At 71.7% G+C, this 13,835-nt stretch carries 11 protein-coding genes; 7 read left to right on the top strand and 4 right to left on the bottom strand.

Annotated features, from left to right (window positions below; translation table 11 throughout):
* Nucleotides 1-9 precede the first annotated feature (9 nt).
* The gene (locus tag H7965_RS15560) at nucleotides 10-603 is read left to right on the top strand and encodes a hypothetical protein (protein WP_186771507.1); all 594 of its coding nucleotides are present in this window, start codon (nucleotides 10-12) and stop codon (nucleotides 601-603) included.
* Between the two features lie 50 nt (nucleotides 604-653).
* On the opposite strand, the gene tyrS is transcribed toward H7965_RS15560, so the two are convergent.
* A complete protein-coding gene (gene tyrS / locus H7965_RS15555) occupies nucleotides 654-1,916 on the bottom strand; it encodes a tyrosine--tRNA ligase (RefSeq protein WP_186771506.1) in 1,263 nt (420 codons plus the stop codon).
* A 59-nt stretch (nucleotides 1,917-1,975) separates the two neighbouring features.
* Here tyrS and H7965_RS15550 point away from each other — a divergent pair, with 59 nt between their 5' ends.
* The gene (locus H7965_RS15550) at nucleotides 1,976-3,127 is read left to right on the top strand and encodes an anhydro-N-acetylmuramic acid kinase (protein WP_186771505.1); all 1,152 of its coding nucleotides are present in this window, start codon (nucleotides 1,976-1,978) and stop codon (nucleotides 3,125-3,127) included.
* Between the two features lie 54 nt (nucleotides 3,128-3,181).
* On the opposite strand, the gene H7965_RS15545 is transcribed toward H7965_RS15550, so the two are convergent.
* Entirely contained in the window at nucleotides 3,182-3,766 is a 585-nt protein-coding gene (locus H7965_RS15545) for a DUF2889 domain-containing protein (RefSeq protein WP_186771504.1), read from the bottom strand.
* Nucleotides 3,767-3,955: 189 nt separating this feature from the next.
* On the opposite strand from H7965_RS15545, the gene H7965_RS15540 reads away from it, so the two are divergent.
* Entirely contained in the window at nucleotides 3,956-5,710 is a 1,755-nt protein-coding gene (locus H7965_RS15540) for a PAS domain-containing sensor histidine kinase (RefSeq protein ID WP_186771503.1), read from the top strand.
* A 238-nt stretch (nucleotides 5,711-5,948) separates the two neighbouring features.
* Here H7965_RS15540 and H7965_RS15535 read toward each other — a convergent pair whose 3' ends face one another.
* The gene (locus tag H7965_RS15535) at nucleotides 5,949-7,178 is read right to left on the bottom strand and encodes a phytanoyl-CoA dioxygenase family protein (RefSeq protein WP_186771502.1); all 1,230 of its coding nucleotides are present in this window, start codon (nucleotides 7,176-7,178) and stop codon (nucleotides 5,949-5,951) included.
* Between the two features lie 795 nt (nucleotides 7,179-7,973).
* On the bottom strand, nucleotides 7,974-9,635 hold the full coding sequence (aroB, locus tag H7965_RS15530) for a 3-dehydroquinate synthase (protein ID WP_268239727.1): 1,662 nt from the start codon (nucleotides 9,633-9,635) through the stop codon (nucleotides 7,974-7,976).
* Nucleotides 9,636-9,848: 213 nt separating this feature from the next.
* Here aroB and H7965_RS15525 point away from each other — a divergent pair, with 213 nt between their 5' ends.
* The 4 genes from H7965_RS15525 (at nucleotide 9,849) to H7965_RS15510 (ending at nucleotide 13,825) form a co-directional block, all read left to right on the top strand.
* Nucleotides 9,849-9,995, top strand: a complete 147-nt coding sequence (locus tag H7965_RS15525) for a hypothetical protein (RefSeq protein WP_186771501.1) — start codon at nucleotides 9,849-9,851, stop codon at nucleotides 9,993-9,995.
* Between the two features lie 16 nt (nucleotides 9,996-10,011).
* Entirely contained in the window at nucleotides 10,012-10,923 is a 912-nt protein-coding gene (locus H7965_RS15520; protein WP_186771500.1) for a tyrosine recombinase, read from the top strand.
* 452 nt (nucleotides 10,924-11,375) lie between these two features.
* Nucleotides 11,376-12,332, top strand: coding sequence for an acetyl-CoA carboxylase carboxyltransferase subunit alpha (locus tag H7965_RS15515; protein ID WP_186771499.1), 957 nt, complete (start codon nucleotides 11,376-11,378; stop codon nucleotides 12,330-12,332).
* Nucleotides 12,329-13,825: an MFS transporter gene (locus H7965_RS15510; RefSeq protein ID WP_186771498.1), complete on the top strand. Its 1,497-nt coding sequence runs from the start codon at nucleotides 12,329-12,331 to the stop codon at nucleotides 13,823-13,825. Before H7965_RS15515 ends, H7965_RS15510 begins: the two co-directional genes overlap by 4 nt.
* Nucleotides 13,826-13,835 lie beyond the last annotated feature (10 nt).

Below are 13,835 nucleotides of genomic sequence, written 5' to 3'. Positions count from 1 at the left end.
CTTGCCTGCTTGGCCGCCGTACTGCATCAGCGTGTGCTGGCTTTCGGATCGCATCGCCTGGTTCCGCTGGTGGTGCTGATCGCGCTGGTGCCGCCGCTTTCCGTTCTGTGGCCGCTGTTGAGCCCCCTGGGGAAGATCACGGAAGTCGAGAACTGGACCGGGATGGCGGCGAACCGCCAGGCCCGGCACATCCGGGAGGTGATCCTGCGGGCTGGAGGATCAGGCAGCGTGGCCACCCTGTTCCCGAGCCAGGTGCTGGACGCCAATTCGGTGCTGCCCGAATTCGCTGCCGGTCCCTTCTTTTTTCGCACCGCCGAAGCGATCGGGTCGGAGACGATCGCCCGGCTGCGTGGCGCAGGTGTGCATGAAATAGAGTCGCTGTTCGCGGCCAGTCCGCCGGCCGCCATCTTCGGCGGCCTGTTTGCGGACCGTCGGATGAAGCCGATGGACGCTCCACTACGCGACTACGCGGAGCGGCACGGCTATAGTCAGGTTCATCTGCCGCCCCTGGCCACGGGGATGACGGCTGGCTGGCTCTTCATACGGCCCGGCGCTGCGCCGGCTTCCGCCGACCCGATCGGGCCAATCGCTCCGACCAGGTGATCTCGCCCGACCGGAGTTTGCTCCAGCGGCGGCGCCGGCAGGCGTCCGCCTCAGCCCGGCCGCACCAGCACATGCCGCTTACGGCCGAGCGAGAGCTTGGCCGCGCCCTCGCGCAGGTCGGCCGCGGTCACCGGCTGCTGCGGGTCGGTCACCGGAGCATCATTCAGCCGGACACCGTTCTGCGCCACCAGCCGCCGCGCCTCGCCCTTGCTGGCCACCAGCTTCGCCGCCGCCAGCAGATCCACCACGCTGGCCGGCAGGGCATGGGTGATGCTCGGCAGGGTCTCGGCCGCCTCGCCCTGCTCGAAGGCGCGGCGGGCGGTCTCGGCCGCCTGTTCCGCCGCGGCGCGGCCGTGCAGCAGCGCGGTTGCCTCGGTGGCCAGCACCTTCTTCGCCTCATTCACCTCGGCGCCGGCCAGCACGCCGAGGCGGCGGACCTCATGCATCGGCAGTTCGGTGAAGAGGCCGAGGAAGCGGCCGACATCCGCATCCTCGGTGTTGCGCCAGAACTGCCAATAGTCATAGGGGCTGAGCCTCTCGGCGTTCAGCCAGACGGCGCCGGCCGCGGTCTTGCCCATCTTCACGCCGGAAGCGGTGGTGAGCAGCGGCGTGGTCACGCCGAAGACCTCGGCGCCATCCATGCGGCGGCAGAGCTCGACGCCCATGACGATGTTGCCCCATTGGTCGGAGCCGCCCATCTGCATCTCGACGCCGTAACGGCGGCGCAGCTCCGCGAAATCGTAGCTCTGCAGCAGCATGTAGTTGAATTCGAGGAAGCTGAGGTTCTGCTCGCGGTCCAGCCGCAGCTTCACGCTGTCCATGGACAGCATGCGGTTGACGCTGAAATGCCGGCCGACATCGCGCAGGAAGGGGATGTAGAGCAGCCGGTCCAGCCATTCCGCATTGTCCAGCATGATGGCGTCGGTCGGGGAAGCATTGCCAGGCACGCCATCCGACGCGGGGCCGAAGCGCAGGAAGCCGTCGAAGACCTTGCGGATGCCGGCCTTGTTGCGCTCGATCGCGGCATCGTCCAGCAGCGGCCGCGCCTCGTCACGGAAGGAAGGGTCGCCGATCTTGGTCGTGCCGCCGCCCATCAGCACCACCGGGCGGTGCCCGGTGCGCTGCATCAGCCGCAGCAACATGATCGATACCAGATGGCCGACGTGCAGGCTGTCAGCCGTGCAGTCGAAGCCGATGTAGCCGGAGACCACGCCGTCCCGCAGCCTGGCGTCCAGCGCCGTGGCATCGGTCACCTGGTGGAGGTAGCCGCGCTCCTGCGCCTGGCGGAGGAATTCGCTGGAAGGGGCGGTCATCTGTGGGGTGCTTCGCTTCGGGACTAGGAATCGGGCGGCCCCCGTAGCACAGGGGACGGATGCTTAGAACCATCGGCCTGATGAGCGGCACCTCACTGGACGGGGTGGATGCCGCCTGGGTGGAAACCGACGGCGAAAGGATCGGCCGGATCGGCCCGACCTTGACCCTGCCCTATGCCCCGGCGCTGCGGCGTGACCTTCGGCGGCTGCTGGATATCGCTGGCGAGATCGGGCCGCAGGACGGCTTCCTCGCTGGTTGCGTGGCCCGGCTGACCGAGCGCCATGCCGAGGCGGTGGAGATGCTGCGCGAGCAGGTGTGGGAGAGCCTGCGGGAGGACACCGACCTGCTCGGCTTCCACGGCCAGACCATCCTCCACCGCCCGCTGCCGGCGGTGCGCGGGCGGAACGCGGCCGGGGAGGCGGTGCTGCGCGAAGGCGGTCGGACCTGGCAGGTGGGCGATGCGGTGCTGCTGGCGCGGCGCAGCGGCCTTTCCGTCGCGCATGACTTCCGCAGCGCCGATGTCGCCGCCGGCGGCCAGGGGGCGCCGCTGGTGCCGGTGGTCCACGCGGCGATGGCCGCGGCGCTGCCCAAGCCGCTGGCGGTGCTGAACCTCGGCGGCGTCGGCAATGTCACCTGGATCGGCGAGGATGGGGCGCTGCTGGCCTTCGACACCGGCCCGGCCAATGGCCCGCTGGATGACTGGGCGCGGCGCGCGACCGGCGCCGACTACGACATGGACGGCAGGCTGGCCCTGGCCGGGCAGCCGGACGGGGTGGTGCTCGGCCGGTTGCTGGCGCATCCCTACCTGGAAGCGCCGCCGCCCAAGTCGCTGGACCGGCTGGATTTCGACCGGGCGCTGCGGGAGGCCGGGGCGGACGCGCTCTCGCCACCGGACGGCGCGGCGACCCTGGTGGCCTTCTGCGCCGCCTGCGTGGCCGCCGCGGCGCGCCACTTCCCGGCGCCGCCACTGCAATGGCTGGTCGGCGGCGGCGGGCGACGCAATCCGGCGGTGATGCGGGCCCTGGCCGGGGCGCTGGAACAGCCGGTGCATCCGGTGGAGGTGGCGGGGTGGAATGGCGATGCGCTAGAGGCGCAGGCCTTCGGCGTGCTGGCGGTGCGGGTGGCGCGGCGGCTGCCGCTGACCTTCCCGGGGACCACGGGGGTGGAGGCGCCGATGACGGGGGGGAGGTTGGTGGGGCCGTTGTTGTAGGGAAGGGCCCGGATCAGGGAACAGGATCAGAGATATGGGTCGGTGGCTTCGCCCTTACCCCTCCGCCGTCTCCTTCAGCCACGGCCATCGCGCCAAGGTCACTGGGCTATCCGGCGCATAGGCGATGCAACTCCCGACCATCGCCGGCGTCCGCCGCGGCGCCGCCTGCCCGGCGGCGACCAGCCGCGCCGTTTCCTCGCGTTCCTTGCGCGCCCGGATGGGGTAAAGCGTCTGGTAGGCGACGGTGGCCATCTGCCCCAGCACCTCCCGCAGATGGGTGCAGCCATGCACCCCGCCGACCCGCTCCGCCACCGCACGGTTGAAGCCGGGGCCGATCCTCAGCCCGGCCAGCCGGCTGAAATTCGGCGCCGCCTGCGGGCAGATGCCATAGGGGGTGTGGTCGGACGCCGCCTCGCAGGCGACGATCTCCATATCCTCACGAATGGTCAGCCGCAGCCACAGCCCGTGCAGCGGTGCGCCCGGCTCCATCCGGCCGCGGTTCTCGTTCTCGAAGGGGTGCGCCTTGGTGTCGAGCAGATAGGCCTCGATGTCGTACAGCCCGTCCTCGCGCTGCCAGCCGCGGAGTTGGATGTCGCGCAGGTGGAGCAATTCGCGCGGGGCTGGATCGGACAGGGGCATCGACGGATCCCATGGTGCAGTGCAACCAACACTCCCTATGCCATGATGCGTCCGGCATGACCAGCGGGGGCGGCGCCGGGCGGCTCCGCACCCTGTGATCGCAATCGGTGCGACCCCCTGCGCCGCAGCCGCTCCAGGCTTGGTATGCATGCACATGCCGTCACAGCCAGCCGGAGGATGCAGGCGCGCATGCTCGACATTGCCCGCCCCAACCCACCCGTGCTGGAGGCCATCCGCGGCTTCGCCGAGGAATCGCTGGCGGCCGTCGCCGTACTCCAGGGCGCGGCGCTGCGGCTGACCTATTGCAACCCCGCCTTCAGCGCCGCCGCGGGACGGCCGGCCGAAGCGCTGTGGCACCTACCATTGGCCGAGGCTTTCCCGGCGCTGCTGGCCGGCGGTCAGGTGGGGCGGCTCGGCGCGTTGCTGGCGGGCGGCCGCTGCCACCAAACGGCCCGGCTGCTGTCCTGCGGACCCCCCGGCCGGCTATGGGACATCGAGATCTCACCACTGCGCGGGCTGGAGGGCGGCGGGCTGCTGGTCCAGCTGCGCGAGGCGCCGGAGCGGCCGCCGGAGGTTGCCGAGGCGCGCTACCGCACCCTGGTCGATTCCGTCGCGCTGGTGGTCTGGTCCGCCACGCCCGATGGCCGGCTGCTGTTCCCCGGTGATTGGGCGGCGCTGACCGGCCAACCGGCCGCCGAGGCCGCGGGCTGGGGCTGGCTCGCGGCGCTGCATCCGGAGGACCGCGAGCCGGTGCGGCGGCAGTGGGGGCAGGCGCTGCGCACCGGTGCACTCTATTCGGTCGAATATCGCATCGCCCGGCCCGAGGGTGGCTGGCGCTGGACCGTGGCGCGCGGCGTGCCGCTGCGCGATGCCGCGGGAGAGATCCGCGAGTGGGTGGGAACCAACACCGATATCGAGGACCGTCGCCGTGCCGAGGCGGCGCTGCGCGCCAGCGAGGCCCGCTTCCGCACCCTGGCCGAGGCGATGCCGCATCTGGTCTGGCAGACCGATGCCAGAGGCGAGCCGGAATACGTCAATGCCCGCTGGCAGACGGTGACCGGGCGGAGCCTGGCGGAGACCCGGGACGGCGGCTGGCTGGCGGCGCTGCACCCGGAGGATGCGGTGCCGCTCGCCGCGGCCTGGGGACGGGCGCTGGCGGAGGGCGGTGAATGCGATGCCGATCTGCGCATCCTCTGCGTGACCGGCGAGTACCGCTGGCACCGGCTCTGCGCCGCGCCGGTGCATGATGCCGCCGGCGTGCTGCGCCATTGGGTCGGCACTTGTTCCGACATCGATGCGCGGCACCAGGCAGAGGCCCGGCTGCGCCACGCGCTGGAGGCACAGGATGCGCTGGTGCGGGAGGCCGAGCACCGCATCCGCAACAGCCTGCAGCTGGTGGCGTCGCTGTTGCGGCTGCAGGCGGGCCGCGTCACCGAGCCGGCGGCGCGTGAGGCGCTGGAGGCGGCGACCGTCCGGGTCCAGGCGGTGGCCGAGGCGCATCGGGCGCTGCAGCTCGGCCCCGACCTGCGCAGCCTGCGGCTGGCCGATATGCTGCGCGAATTGGCGGCCGGCGCCACCACGCATCACCCGGGCGCCGATATCCGGGTGGAGGCGCCGGCCGGGCTCATCCTCGACGCCGACCGGGCGATCCCCCTGGCGCTGATCCTGTCGGAGCTGGTGGCGACCGCCCTGCGTCCTGGCACATCGGGCGAGGCCGGAGCCGGCGAGGGCGCGGGATCGGTACGGCTGACTGCCCGGGTGGCGGAGGACGCCCTGTTGCTGGAGGTGTCCGGGCCGGGGAGCTCACCTTTGTCGGGAGTCGACAAAGGCCTTGGTGCCACGGTGATCCGCGCCCTGGCGAAGCAGGTCGGGGCGGGGCTGACGAGTGGCAGGGGTGCCGGCGGACGGGTCTGGGTGGCGCTGCGGCTTGGCCTCGGCGATTGACCTTGGTGGAGGTGGCCGCGGAAGCCGCGCCGCCACGGATGGCCCGCGTCTCCCGATCGGTGGTCCCGTCGCCCGATCGGGATGGAGACCGCTGCCCTGCTGCGGGCGGCGGAGGCGCGGCGCAATCGCCGCCTGACACGACCGGCCCTGGACCTTGCGGGTTCGGCGCCCTCGAACGCCGGGCTGCCGGCTTCCGCCGGTCAGGGACCGGCACGTTGACGTAGCGCCCTTGGGCCGTTCAGCCGATCCGGCCGTTGCCGCCGACCGGGCTGTACTGCGAAACGAAGCTGCAGCCGTGCTCGGTCAGCGTCGCATGCTGGCTGGTGCGGCGGTAGAAGGGCTCCAGGCCGCTCGGGCAGAAATGGGTGACCAGGCTCTGCCGGCTGCGGTCGACGCGGGTGACCGGCGCGTCGCCATGCGCGAGGTCGGCGTGCCAGACCAGCACGTCGCCGCGCCGGGCCAGGAATTTGCCGCGGTTGTGGCCGTAGGTCTCGGCATCCCGGTGCAGGCTTTCGAGGAAGGCCGGGTTGTCCTCGGCGTGGTTCTCCATCCATTTGCTGATGCCGCCGAACAGGAAATCCGGGGCGCGGTGGCTGCCGATGAAATACTCCAGCTCCCCGGTGCCGGCCTCGACGTCCTCCAGCGCGGTCCAGGATGCCGCCAGAGCAAGCGGATTGCCGTCGACCTTCACATAGGCCGTGTCCTTGTGCATCGGCGCTTCGGTGCCGTTATGGAAGTTCAGGCTCTGGAAGGCCTTGGGTGCATCCTCGAACAGGGTGGAGAGGAACTCGACCACCGGCGGTGCGGCGGCCACCTGCCGGGCCAGCTCGGAATGGGCGAAGATGTCGAGCAGCTTGGTGCGGCCGTGGCGCCAGCGCGCATCGGGCGGGAGGTAGCGCATGGCGCCATCCGGCTCGAAGGTCTCGATCAGCAAGCCCTCGGGCGGGTTCAGCCAGAATTGGTCGAGCTCGCCCTTCAGCCGCTCGATCAGCCGGGTGCCGACGGCTTTCTCGAAGACGGTGTAGCCGTCGCGGGCGAATTGGAACAACCGCACCGCCATGGCATCGGAGAGCTTGCCGGCACGGTGCTTGGCGCTGAGCCGATCCATCCAATCCGCCCGGTCGAGCCAGAGGCCGCCGAAGCGGCTGGTCGTCGGCGCCACCGCCGCCTCGGCCGGCCGGGGTGTCGGCAGGACGATGAAGAGGTTGCTGTCGGCGAAGCGAAGCCTGAGGTTCGCCAGATCCTGCTTGCCGAAGAATGGCGGCATGGCGAAGCTGAAGGCGCATTCGCCGCCGCCGATGTCGGCGTCCTTCAGGTCCTGGCGGAAGCTGTCGGCGATGAAGCGGCCGATGACGCGATCGTTCACCAGCACGTCGAAGGCGAGCTTCGCGGTCGGGTGGTCGTCATCCACCGCCCAGCCCTCCAGGAACTGCTCGTCAATCCGGTCAATGCTTCCGCGAATCGGCATGACTCGTCTCCCGCTCAGGGCACAATGAGGATCGGGCGAAAAGCGCCACCGAAGATGGTGTGCTTGCTAAGGACGCATACTCACGGCGGCGTGTATATGCAATGCACAAATCCATTTCGACTTGCAACTGAAGGGTAAGTCCGCACAAATATATCAATATCAGAATGTTACGAAGATGCGCTGCAATGTACGCTATCCGCAGCGATCCGCCGGTCGAAGGGCGCCTTTCATCCTGCCGCGGCAGCGGCGGCCGGCCCCGTCCAGGTCATTCGTCCAGCCTCTCCACCACGACGTTCTTGTAGGTGTCCTGCGCCGCACCGATCAGCCAGCCCGCCGCAGATAGGCCGTGCAGTGATCCAGGCACGGAACTCTTCGTGGTGCAGACCTCGTCAGGGCGTAGAGCGTCGAGGAGTGGAGATCGCTGTCACAATGCACGACGAGGCGCGACCTGGGTGTGAAGTTGGCGAGGAAGCCCGGCAGCGTCTCCTGGGACCAGCCCTTGACGAAGGAGACGCGGGGATCGTCGATCTGTGGCACCGCGCCTTCATGGGTGAGCGCGCCCGCTCCAGCCCGCCGCGGCCGAGATCCCAGGCTTCCGGCAGCCTCCCGAAGGAGTCAAAGCATATGAAGCGGCGTTCGAGGTGGCGGTTGTGCCCGGCGAACCAGCGGATCGAGGCGCCGCGGCAGACGCCGAATTCCAGGTGGTCGATTGGCCGGCTGCCGGTCAACTCGGCGCATCGGACGCGCAGCGCCAAGCTTCCTCTGCGCGCCACCTCCTAAGGTTTGCCTGACGTGTTAACTCTCGCAGCCTTCATCGCGCAACAAGGTCTCGACCAGGGCGGGCGGCACCTCGCCGGCGGTGAAGGCCTCGCCCGGGCCGCGCAGCAGCACGAAGCGCAGGGCGCCGTCGCGCACCTTCTTGTCCTTGCGCATGCGCGCGAGCAGCGCCGCGGCGGAGAAGCGCCGTGACAGGTCGGGAAGCCGCGCCGGCAGGCCGCAGGCGGCGAGGTGCGACATCACCCGCCCCGGCAGCTCCTGGCTGCAATGGCCGAGCCGGGCGGAGAGCGCGGCGGCGAGGCCGAGGCCGATGGCCACCGCCTCGCCATGCAGCAGCGCCCCGCCATAGCCGCATTCGGCTTCCAGCGCATGACCGAAGGTATGGCCGAGGTTGAGCAGGGCGCGGCCACCCTCCGGGCTCTCCTCCCGCTCATCCGCCGCGACGACCGCCGCTTTCAGCCGGCAGCTCTCCAGCACCGCATGCGCCAGCGCCGCGGGATTGCCGGCAACCAGAGCCGCACCCTCCGCCTCGCACCAGCGCCACAGCGCCTCACCGGAGAGCAGCCCGTGCTTGGCCACCTCGGCATAGCCCGCCCGCAGCTCCCGCACCGGCAGGGTCGCCAAGCTGCCGGTATCGGCCAGCACGATGCGCGGCTGGTGGAAGGCGCCGACCAGGTTCTTGCCGAGCGGCAGGTTCACCCCGGTCTTGCCGCCGACGCTGCTGTCTACCTGCGCCAGCAGCGTGGTCGGCAGTTGCACGAAGGGCAGCCCGCGCAGCGCCACCGCCGCGGCGAAGCCGGCGAGGTCGCCGACCACCCCGCCGCCCAGCGCCAGCACCGCGGTGCGCCGGTCGGTGCCCGCCGCCAGTAGCTGTTCCAGCACCGATTGCAATTGGCCGAAGCCCTTGCTCGCCTCGCCCGGCGGCACGGTGATCTCGGTGGCGATGGTGAAGCCGGCCTCGGCCAGCCCCTCGCGCAGCACCGGCAGGTGCAGCGGCGCCACCGTCGCATCGGTGACGATGGCGACGCGCCGGGCCGGCAGCACCGGCGCCAGCAGCGCCCCGGCGCGGGCCAGCAGCCCTTCGCCCACCACCACCTCGTAGCTGCGCTCGGCCAGGGCCACCGGCAGGCGGGCGGGCGGCTGCCATCCGGCCACGGCATCCTGCACGCGGCGGGTGGTCACTTCGGGGCTCTCATCGCTGCAGGGGATCACCAGATCGGCCTCGGCATACAAAGGGTGGCGCGCGACCATCAGCCGTTCGAGCACCTCGGCGGGGTCGGCGTTGAGGAACATCGGCCGGTGCTCGCGCCCGGCGACCCGGCGCAGCAGCACCGGAATGCGGCATTTCAGCCACACCGAGACGGCGTTGGAGCGGCGGATGGCGGCCCGGGTCCGGGCATCGGCGAAGGCGCCGCCGCCGGTTGCCAGCACGATCGGCGGGCCGGCCAGCAGGCGGGAGATCACCCGCCGCTCGCCGTCGCGGAAATGCGCCTCGCCATAGCGGGCGAAGATCTCGGTGATCGGCAGGCCGGCGGCGGCCTCGATCTCGGTGTCGGCATCGAGGAAGGGCAGGCCGAGCTTCGCCGCCAGCCGCCGGCCGATCGAGGATTTGCCCGCCCCTGGCATGCCGACGAGCACGATGCTCCGCCCGGCGTAGGGCAGGGCGGACGGTTCGGGCACCGGCTCCGTGGTCCAGCCCGGTGGGGCGGGCTCGGCGGGGGATGCATACACATTGACGATATTGCGCGACACGACGACCAAGGCTAGCACACCGCGGCCGTGGCGCGATGGGGCGGGGCGCGATGGGGCGGGTGACCGCGACGAATCCGCCCCTCCCGACGCTGCCACCCCTGCCGGCCCAGCCTTCCGGCCCGGCGCGAGGAGCCTGCCGCGATGTTCCGCCGACCCATCCTGCTGCTCGCCACGATCCTGCTTGGCCTGGTTGCGGCGGGGCTGCTGGCGGTCGGCGCATTCCCGCCCGCGGTCTCCCCGGCGCCGGTCGAGCGGGTGATGCCGAACGACCGATTCCAGACCCGCTGACCGGCCGCCTCGGCCGGTGGACAGGCACCTCGAAGCCTTCCTGGAGATGCTGGCGGCTGAGCGCGGCGCCGCCCGCAACACGCTGGCTGCCTACCAGGGCGACCTGACCGACGCCGCCGGCTTCACCTTGCGCCATGGCGTGCCGCTGGCCGAAGCCGGGCCGGAGGTGCTGCGCGCCTGGCTGCGCGGCCTCGCCGACCAGGGGCTGAAGCCACGCACCGCGGCGCGGCGGCTTTCGGCCATCCGGCAATTCTTCCGCTTCCTGGCGCGGGAGGGCGTGCGCGACGACGATCCGACCGCCCAGCTCGATAGCCCGCGCCTGCCGCCGAGCCTGCCCAAGGCGATCACCGAGGCCGAGGTGGAGGCGCTGCTCGCCGGCGCCGCCAGCCTGCCGGGCAAGCGCGGCGCACAGGCGGTGGCGGTGATCGAGCTGCTGTACTGTTCCGGCCTGCGTGCCAGCGAGCTGGTCGCGCTGCCCGCCGCGGCGCTCCGTGCCGATGAGCCGCTGGTGGCGGTGCGCGGCAAGGGCGGGCGGGAGAGGCTGGTGCCGATCTCGGCCCGCGCCCGGGAAGCGGCGCTGGCGGCGCGGGAGGCTGGGCGCAAGCCGGACGCCAAGCCCAGTCCCGGCCGCCTGCGATGGCTGTTCCCGGCGCGCGGCGCCGCTGGCCACATGACCCGCCAGGCGCTCGGCCTGCTGCTGAAGGAGGCGGCGCAGGCTGGCGGGCTGGACCCGGCGCGGATCAGCCCGCATGTGCTGCGGCATTCCTTCGCCAGCCACCTGCTGGCCCGCGGCGCCGATCTGCGCAGCCTCCAGGTGCTGCTGGGCCATGCCGACATCGCCACGACCCAGATCTACACCAGGGTGCTGGAGGAGCGGTTGCGACTGGTGGTCGAGAGCTTCCACCCGCTGGCCGAGAAGGCTGCCTAACCCTTCACGGCCCTCGGCGAGTAGGCCGGCGGCAGCCAGGGCGGGCCGGCCAATCCCACAGCCCGTCCGCATCCCGCTCCAGCGCCCTGAACATCCGCCAGTTGACCCGAGGCTGCTCGTGCAGCCAGTCGAGCGCCAGCCCAACGTCCCGCATCATTGCCGCCACCGGATGCATCCAACTGACGGTCCGCGGCTTCGCCAGGCGGACGGTCGGGCCGGCGGGGTCGTCAGCACCAGCGGGCCGCCGGGGAAACAGGGCACAAACCAGCCGGGACCGCCCGCGGCGCGTCCAGCACGTAGCTGCTGCCGGACCCGGGCTGGACGGCCACCCGCTCATTCCAATGGGCCCGGTCCAGGCCCCGGCAGTCCGCCTCGGCCATGGCTGCCACCTGCCGCCAACGCTTCCGCCGGTGCCGCTTTTCGGCTAACCCGCCGGTCCTGAAGGACATCTGATGCGCCACTTCCTGGATTTCGAAAAGCCGATCGCCGAACTCGAGGGCAAGATCGAGGAACTGCGCCGGACAACCGACGCCGGCGGCATCGACGTGGCTGAGGAGGTCGCGAAGCTGCGCGACAAGGCGCAGGCGCTGCTGAGATCCACCTATGCCAAGCTGACCCCCTGGCAGAAGACGCTGGTCGCCCGCCACCCGGACCGGCCGAAATGCCTGGACTACATCCGTGCCCATATCGAGGAATGGACCCCGCTGGCCGGCGACCGTGCCTTCGCCGACGATGCCGCGGTGGTCGGCGGCCTTGGCCGGTTCCGCGGCCGCGCCGTGGCGGTGCTCGGCACCGAGAAGGGCAGCGACACCGAAAGCCGGGTGCTGCATAATTTCGGCATGGCCCGGCCCGAGGGCTACCGCAAGGCGCGCCGGATCATCGAGCTGGCGGGCCGCTTCGGCCTGCCGATCCTCTCCTTCGTCGACACCGCCGGCGCCTTTCCCGGCATCGAGGCCGAGGCGCGTGGCCAGGCCGAGGCGATCGCCCGCTCCATCGAGGCCTGCCTGGATGCGCCGGTTCCCTTCGTCGCCACCATCATCGGCGAGGGCGGCTCGGGTGGCGCCATCGCGCTGGCCGCCGCCGACCGGGTGCTGATGCTGGAGCATTCGATCTATTCGGTCATCAGCCCGGAGGGCTGCGCCAGCATTCTCTGGCGCGACGCTGCCCAGGCGGCCACCGCGGCCGAGGCGCTGAAGCTGACCGCCGAGGACCTTCGCCGGCTGAATCTGGTGGATGCTGTGGTGCCGGAGCCGATGGGCGGCGCCCACCGCGATCCGGCGGCGGCGCTGGCCGCGGTCGGCAACAAGGTCTGGGACAGCCTGGAGCCCCTGCTGGCGCTTGACGGCGCCACCCTGCGTGCCCGGCGGCGGGAGAAATTCCTGGAGATGGGCCGGCATAGCGTGGCGTGACCCGGGTGTCCGCCGTCCAGACCATGACCCCGGCCGAGCTGCGGACGGCGTTCTTCCGCAGCTTTCCCGGCGTCGCCCCGGCCATCATCCTCGCCGCCATCGACCAGACCATTGTGGCGACGGCGCTGCCGGCCATCGCCGGCGGCCTGGGCGTGGTGGAGAGCCTGTCCTGGGTGGTGGTCGCCTATCTGATCTCGGCCACTGTCGCCGCCCCGGTGTTCGGACGGCTCGGCGATGTCTTCGGCCGACGCCGATTGCTGCTGGTGGCGCTCGGGGTCAGCGCCGCGGGGGCGGCGCTTTCCGCGGCCGCGCCCAGCTTCGGCGTGCTGCTCGGCGGCCGGCTGCTGCAGGGCTTCGGCGGTGGCGGGCTGGCGACCATGGCCATGGCGCTGATCGGCGAGGCGGTGCCGCCGCGGGAGCGCGGCCGCTTCCAGGCCTATATCGTCGCCAGCTTCACCACAGCTTCCTGCCTCGGCCCGATCGCCGGCGGCTGGCTGACCGAGCATTTCGGTTGGCGGGCGGTGTTCTGGGCGTTGCTGCCCTGGATGGCGCTGGCGGTGCCGCTGGCGTTGCGCATCCCACGGCGGCCGACCGAGGGCGGCGCCGGCTTCCGCTTCGACTGGCTCGGCGTGCTGCTGTTCGCCGGCTTCGTTGCCCCGGCGCTGCTCGCCTTCGGCCAGATCCAGCGGCTGAGCCTGGCGGCGCTGCCGCTGGCGCTGGGGCTGGCGGCGACCTCGGCCGTCGCGCTCTGGCTGCTGCTGCGCTGGGAGGCCCGGGCGCCGGAGCCACTGCTGCCGCTGCCGCTGCTGGCCGAGCCGACCGTGCTGCGCAGCAACCTGCTGACCGCCTGTGCCCATGGCGCGCTGATCGCCCTGCTGACCTTCCTGCCGATCTACCTGCAGAGCGTGCGCGGGCTGGCGCCGGCCGATGCCGGGGTGCTGATGCTGCCGCTGTCGCTCGGCGGCGCGATCGGCGGGTTGAGCGCGGGCTGGCTGATGACCCGTACCGGCATTTCCATGCCTTTCGCCTGCGGCGGGCTTGGCATGGCCGCCTCGGCGCTGCTGGCGGTGGCGCTGCTGGCGCCGGAGCTGAGCGATTCCGTCCTGGCGCTGCTGCTGGGCGTGGCCGCGGTGGGCATGGGGTGTTCCTACCCGGTGGTGCAGATCACCGTGCAGGTGGCCGGCGGGCATGGGAGGCTTGGCGCCGCCGCGGCCTCGGTGCAGTTCTTCCGCACGCTGGGGGCGGCGCTGGCGACGGCGATGCTGGGGGCGCTGCTGTTCGGTACGCTGGCGGCCGGGGATGCCGGGCTGGGGGCGCTGTTCACCCGGCTGGTGCGAGAGGGGCCGGCGCTGCTGCCGGGGCTGGAGCCCGGGATGCGGGCGGCGCTGCGTGACGGCCTCGGCTGGGCGTTCCAGGCTGCCTTCCTCGGCGCCGCCATCCTGGCCGCGACCGGCAGCTGGCTGGCGACGCGGGTGCCGCTGCAGCGGCTGTAACCCGCGGCAT

The sequence above is a fragment of the Siccirubricoccus deserti genome (assembly GCF_014283215.1).
GTDB lineage: Bacteria > Pseudomonadota > Alphaproteobacteria > Acetobacterales > Acetobacteraceae > Siccirubricoccus > Siccirubricoccus deserti.
This window is presented reverse-complemented; position numbering and strand designations above follow the sequence as displayed.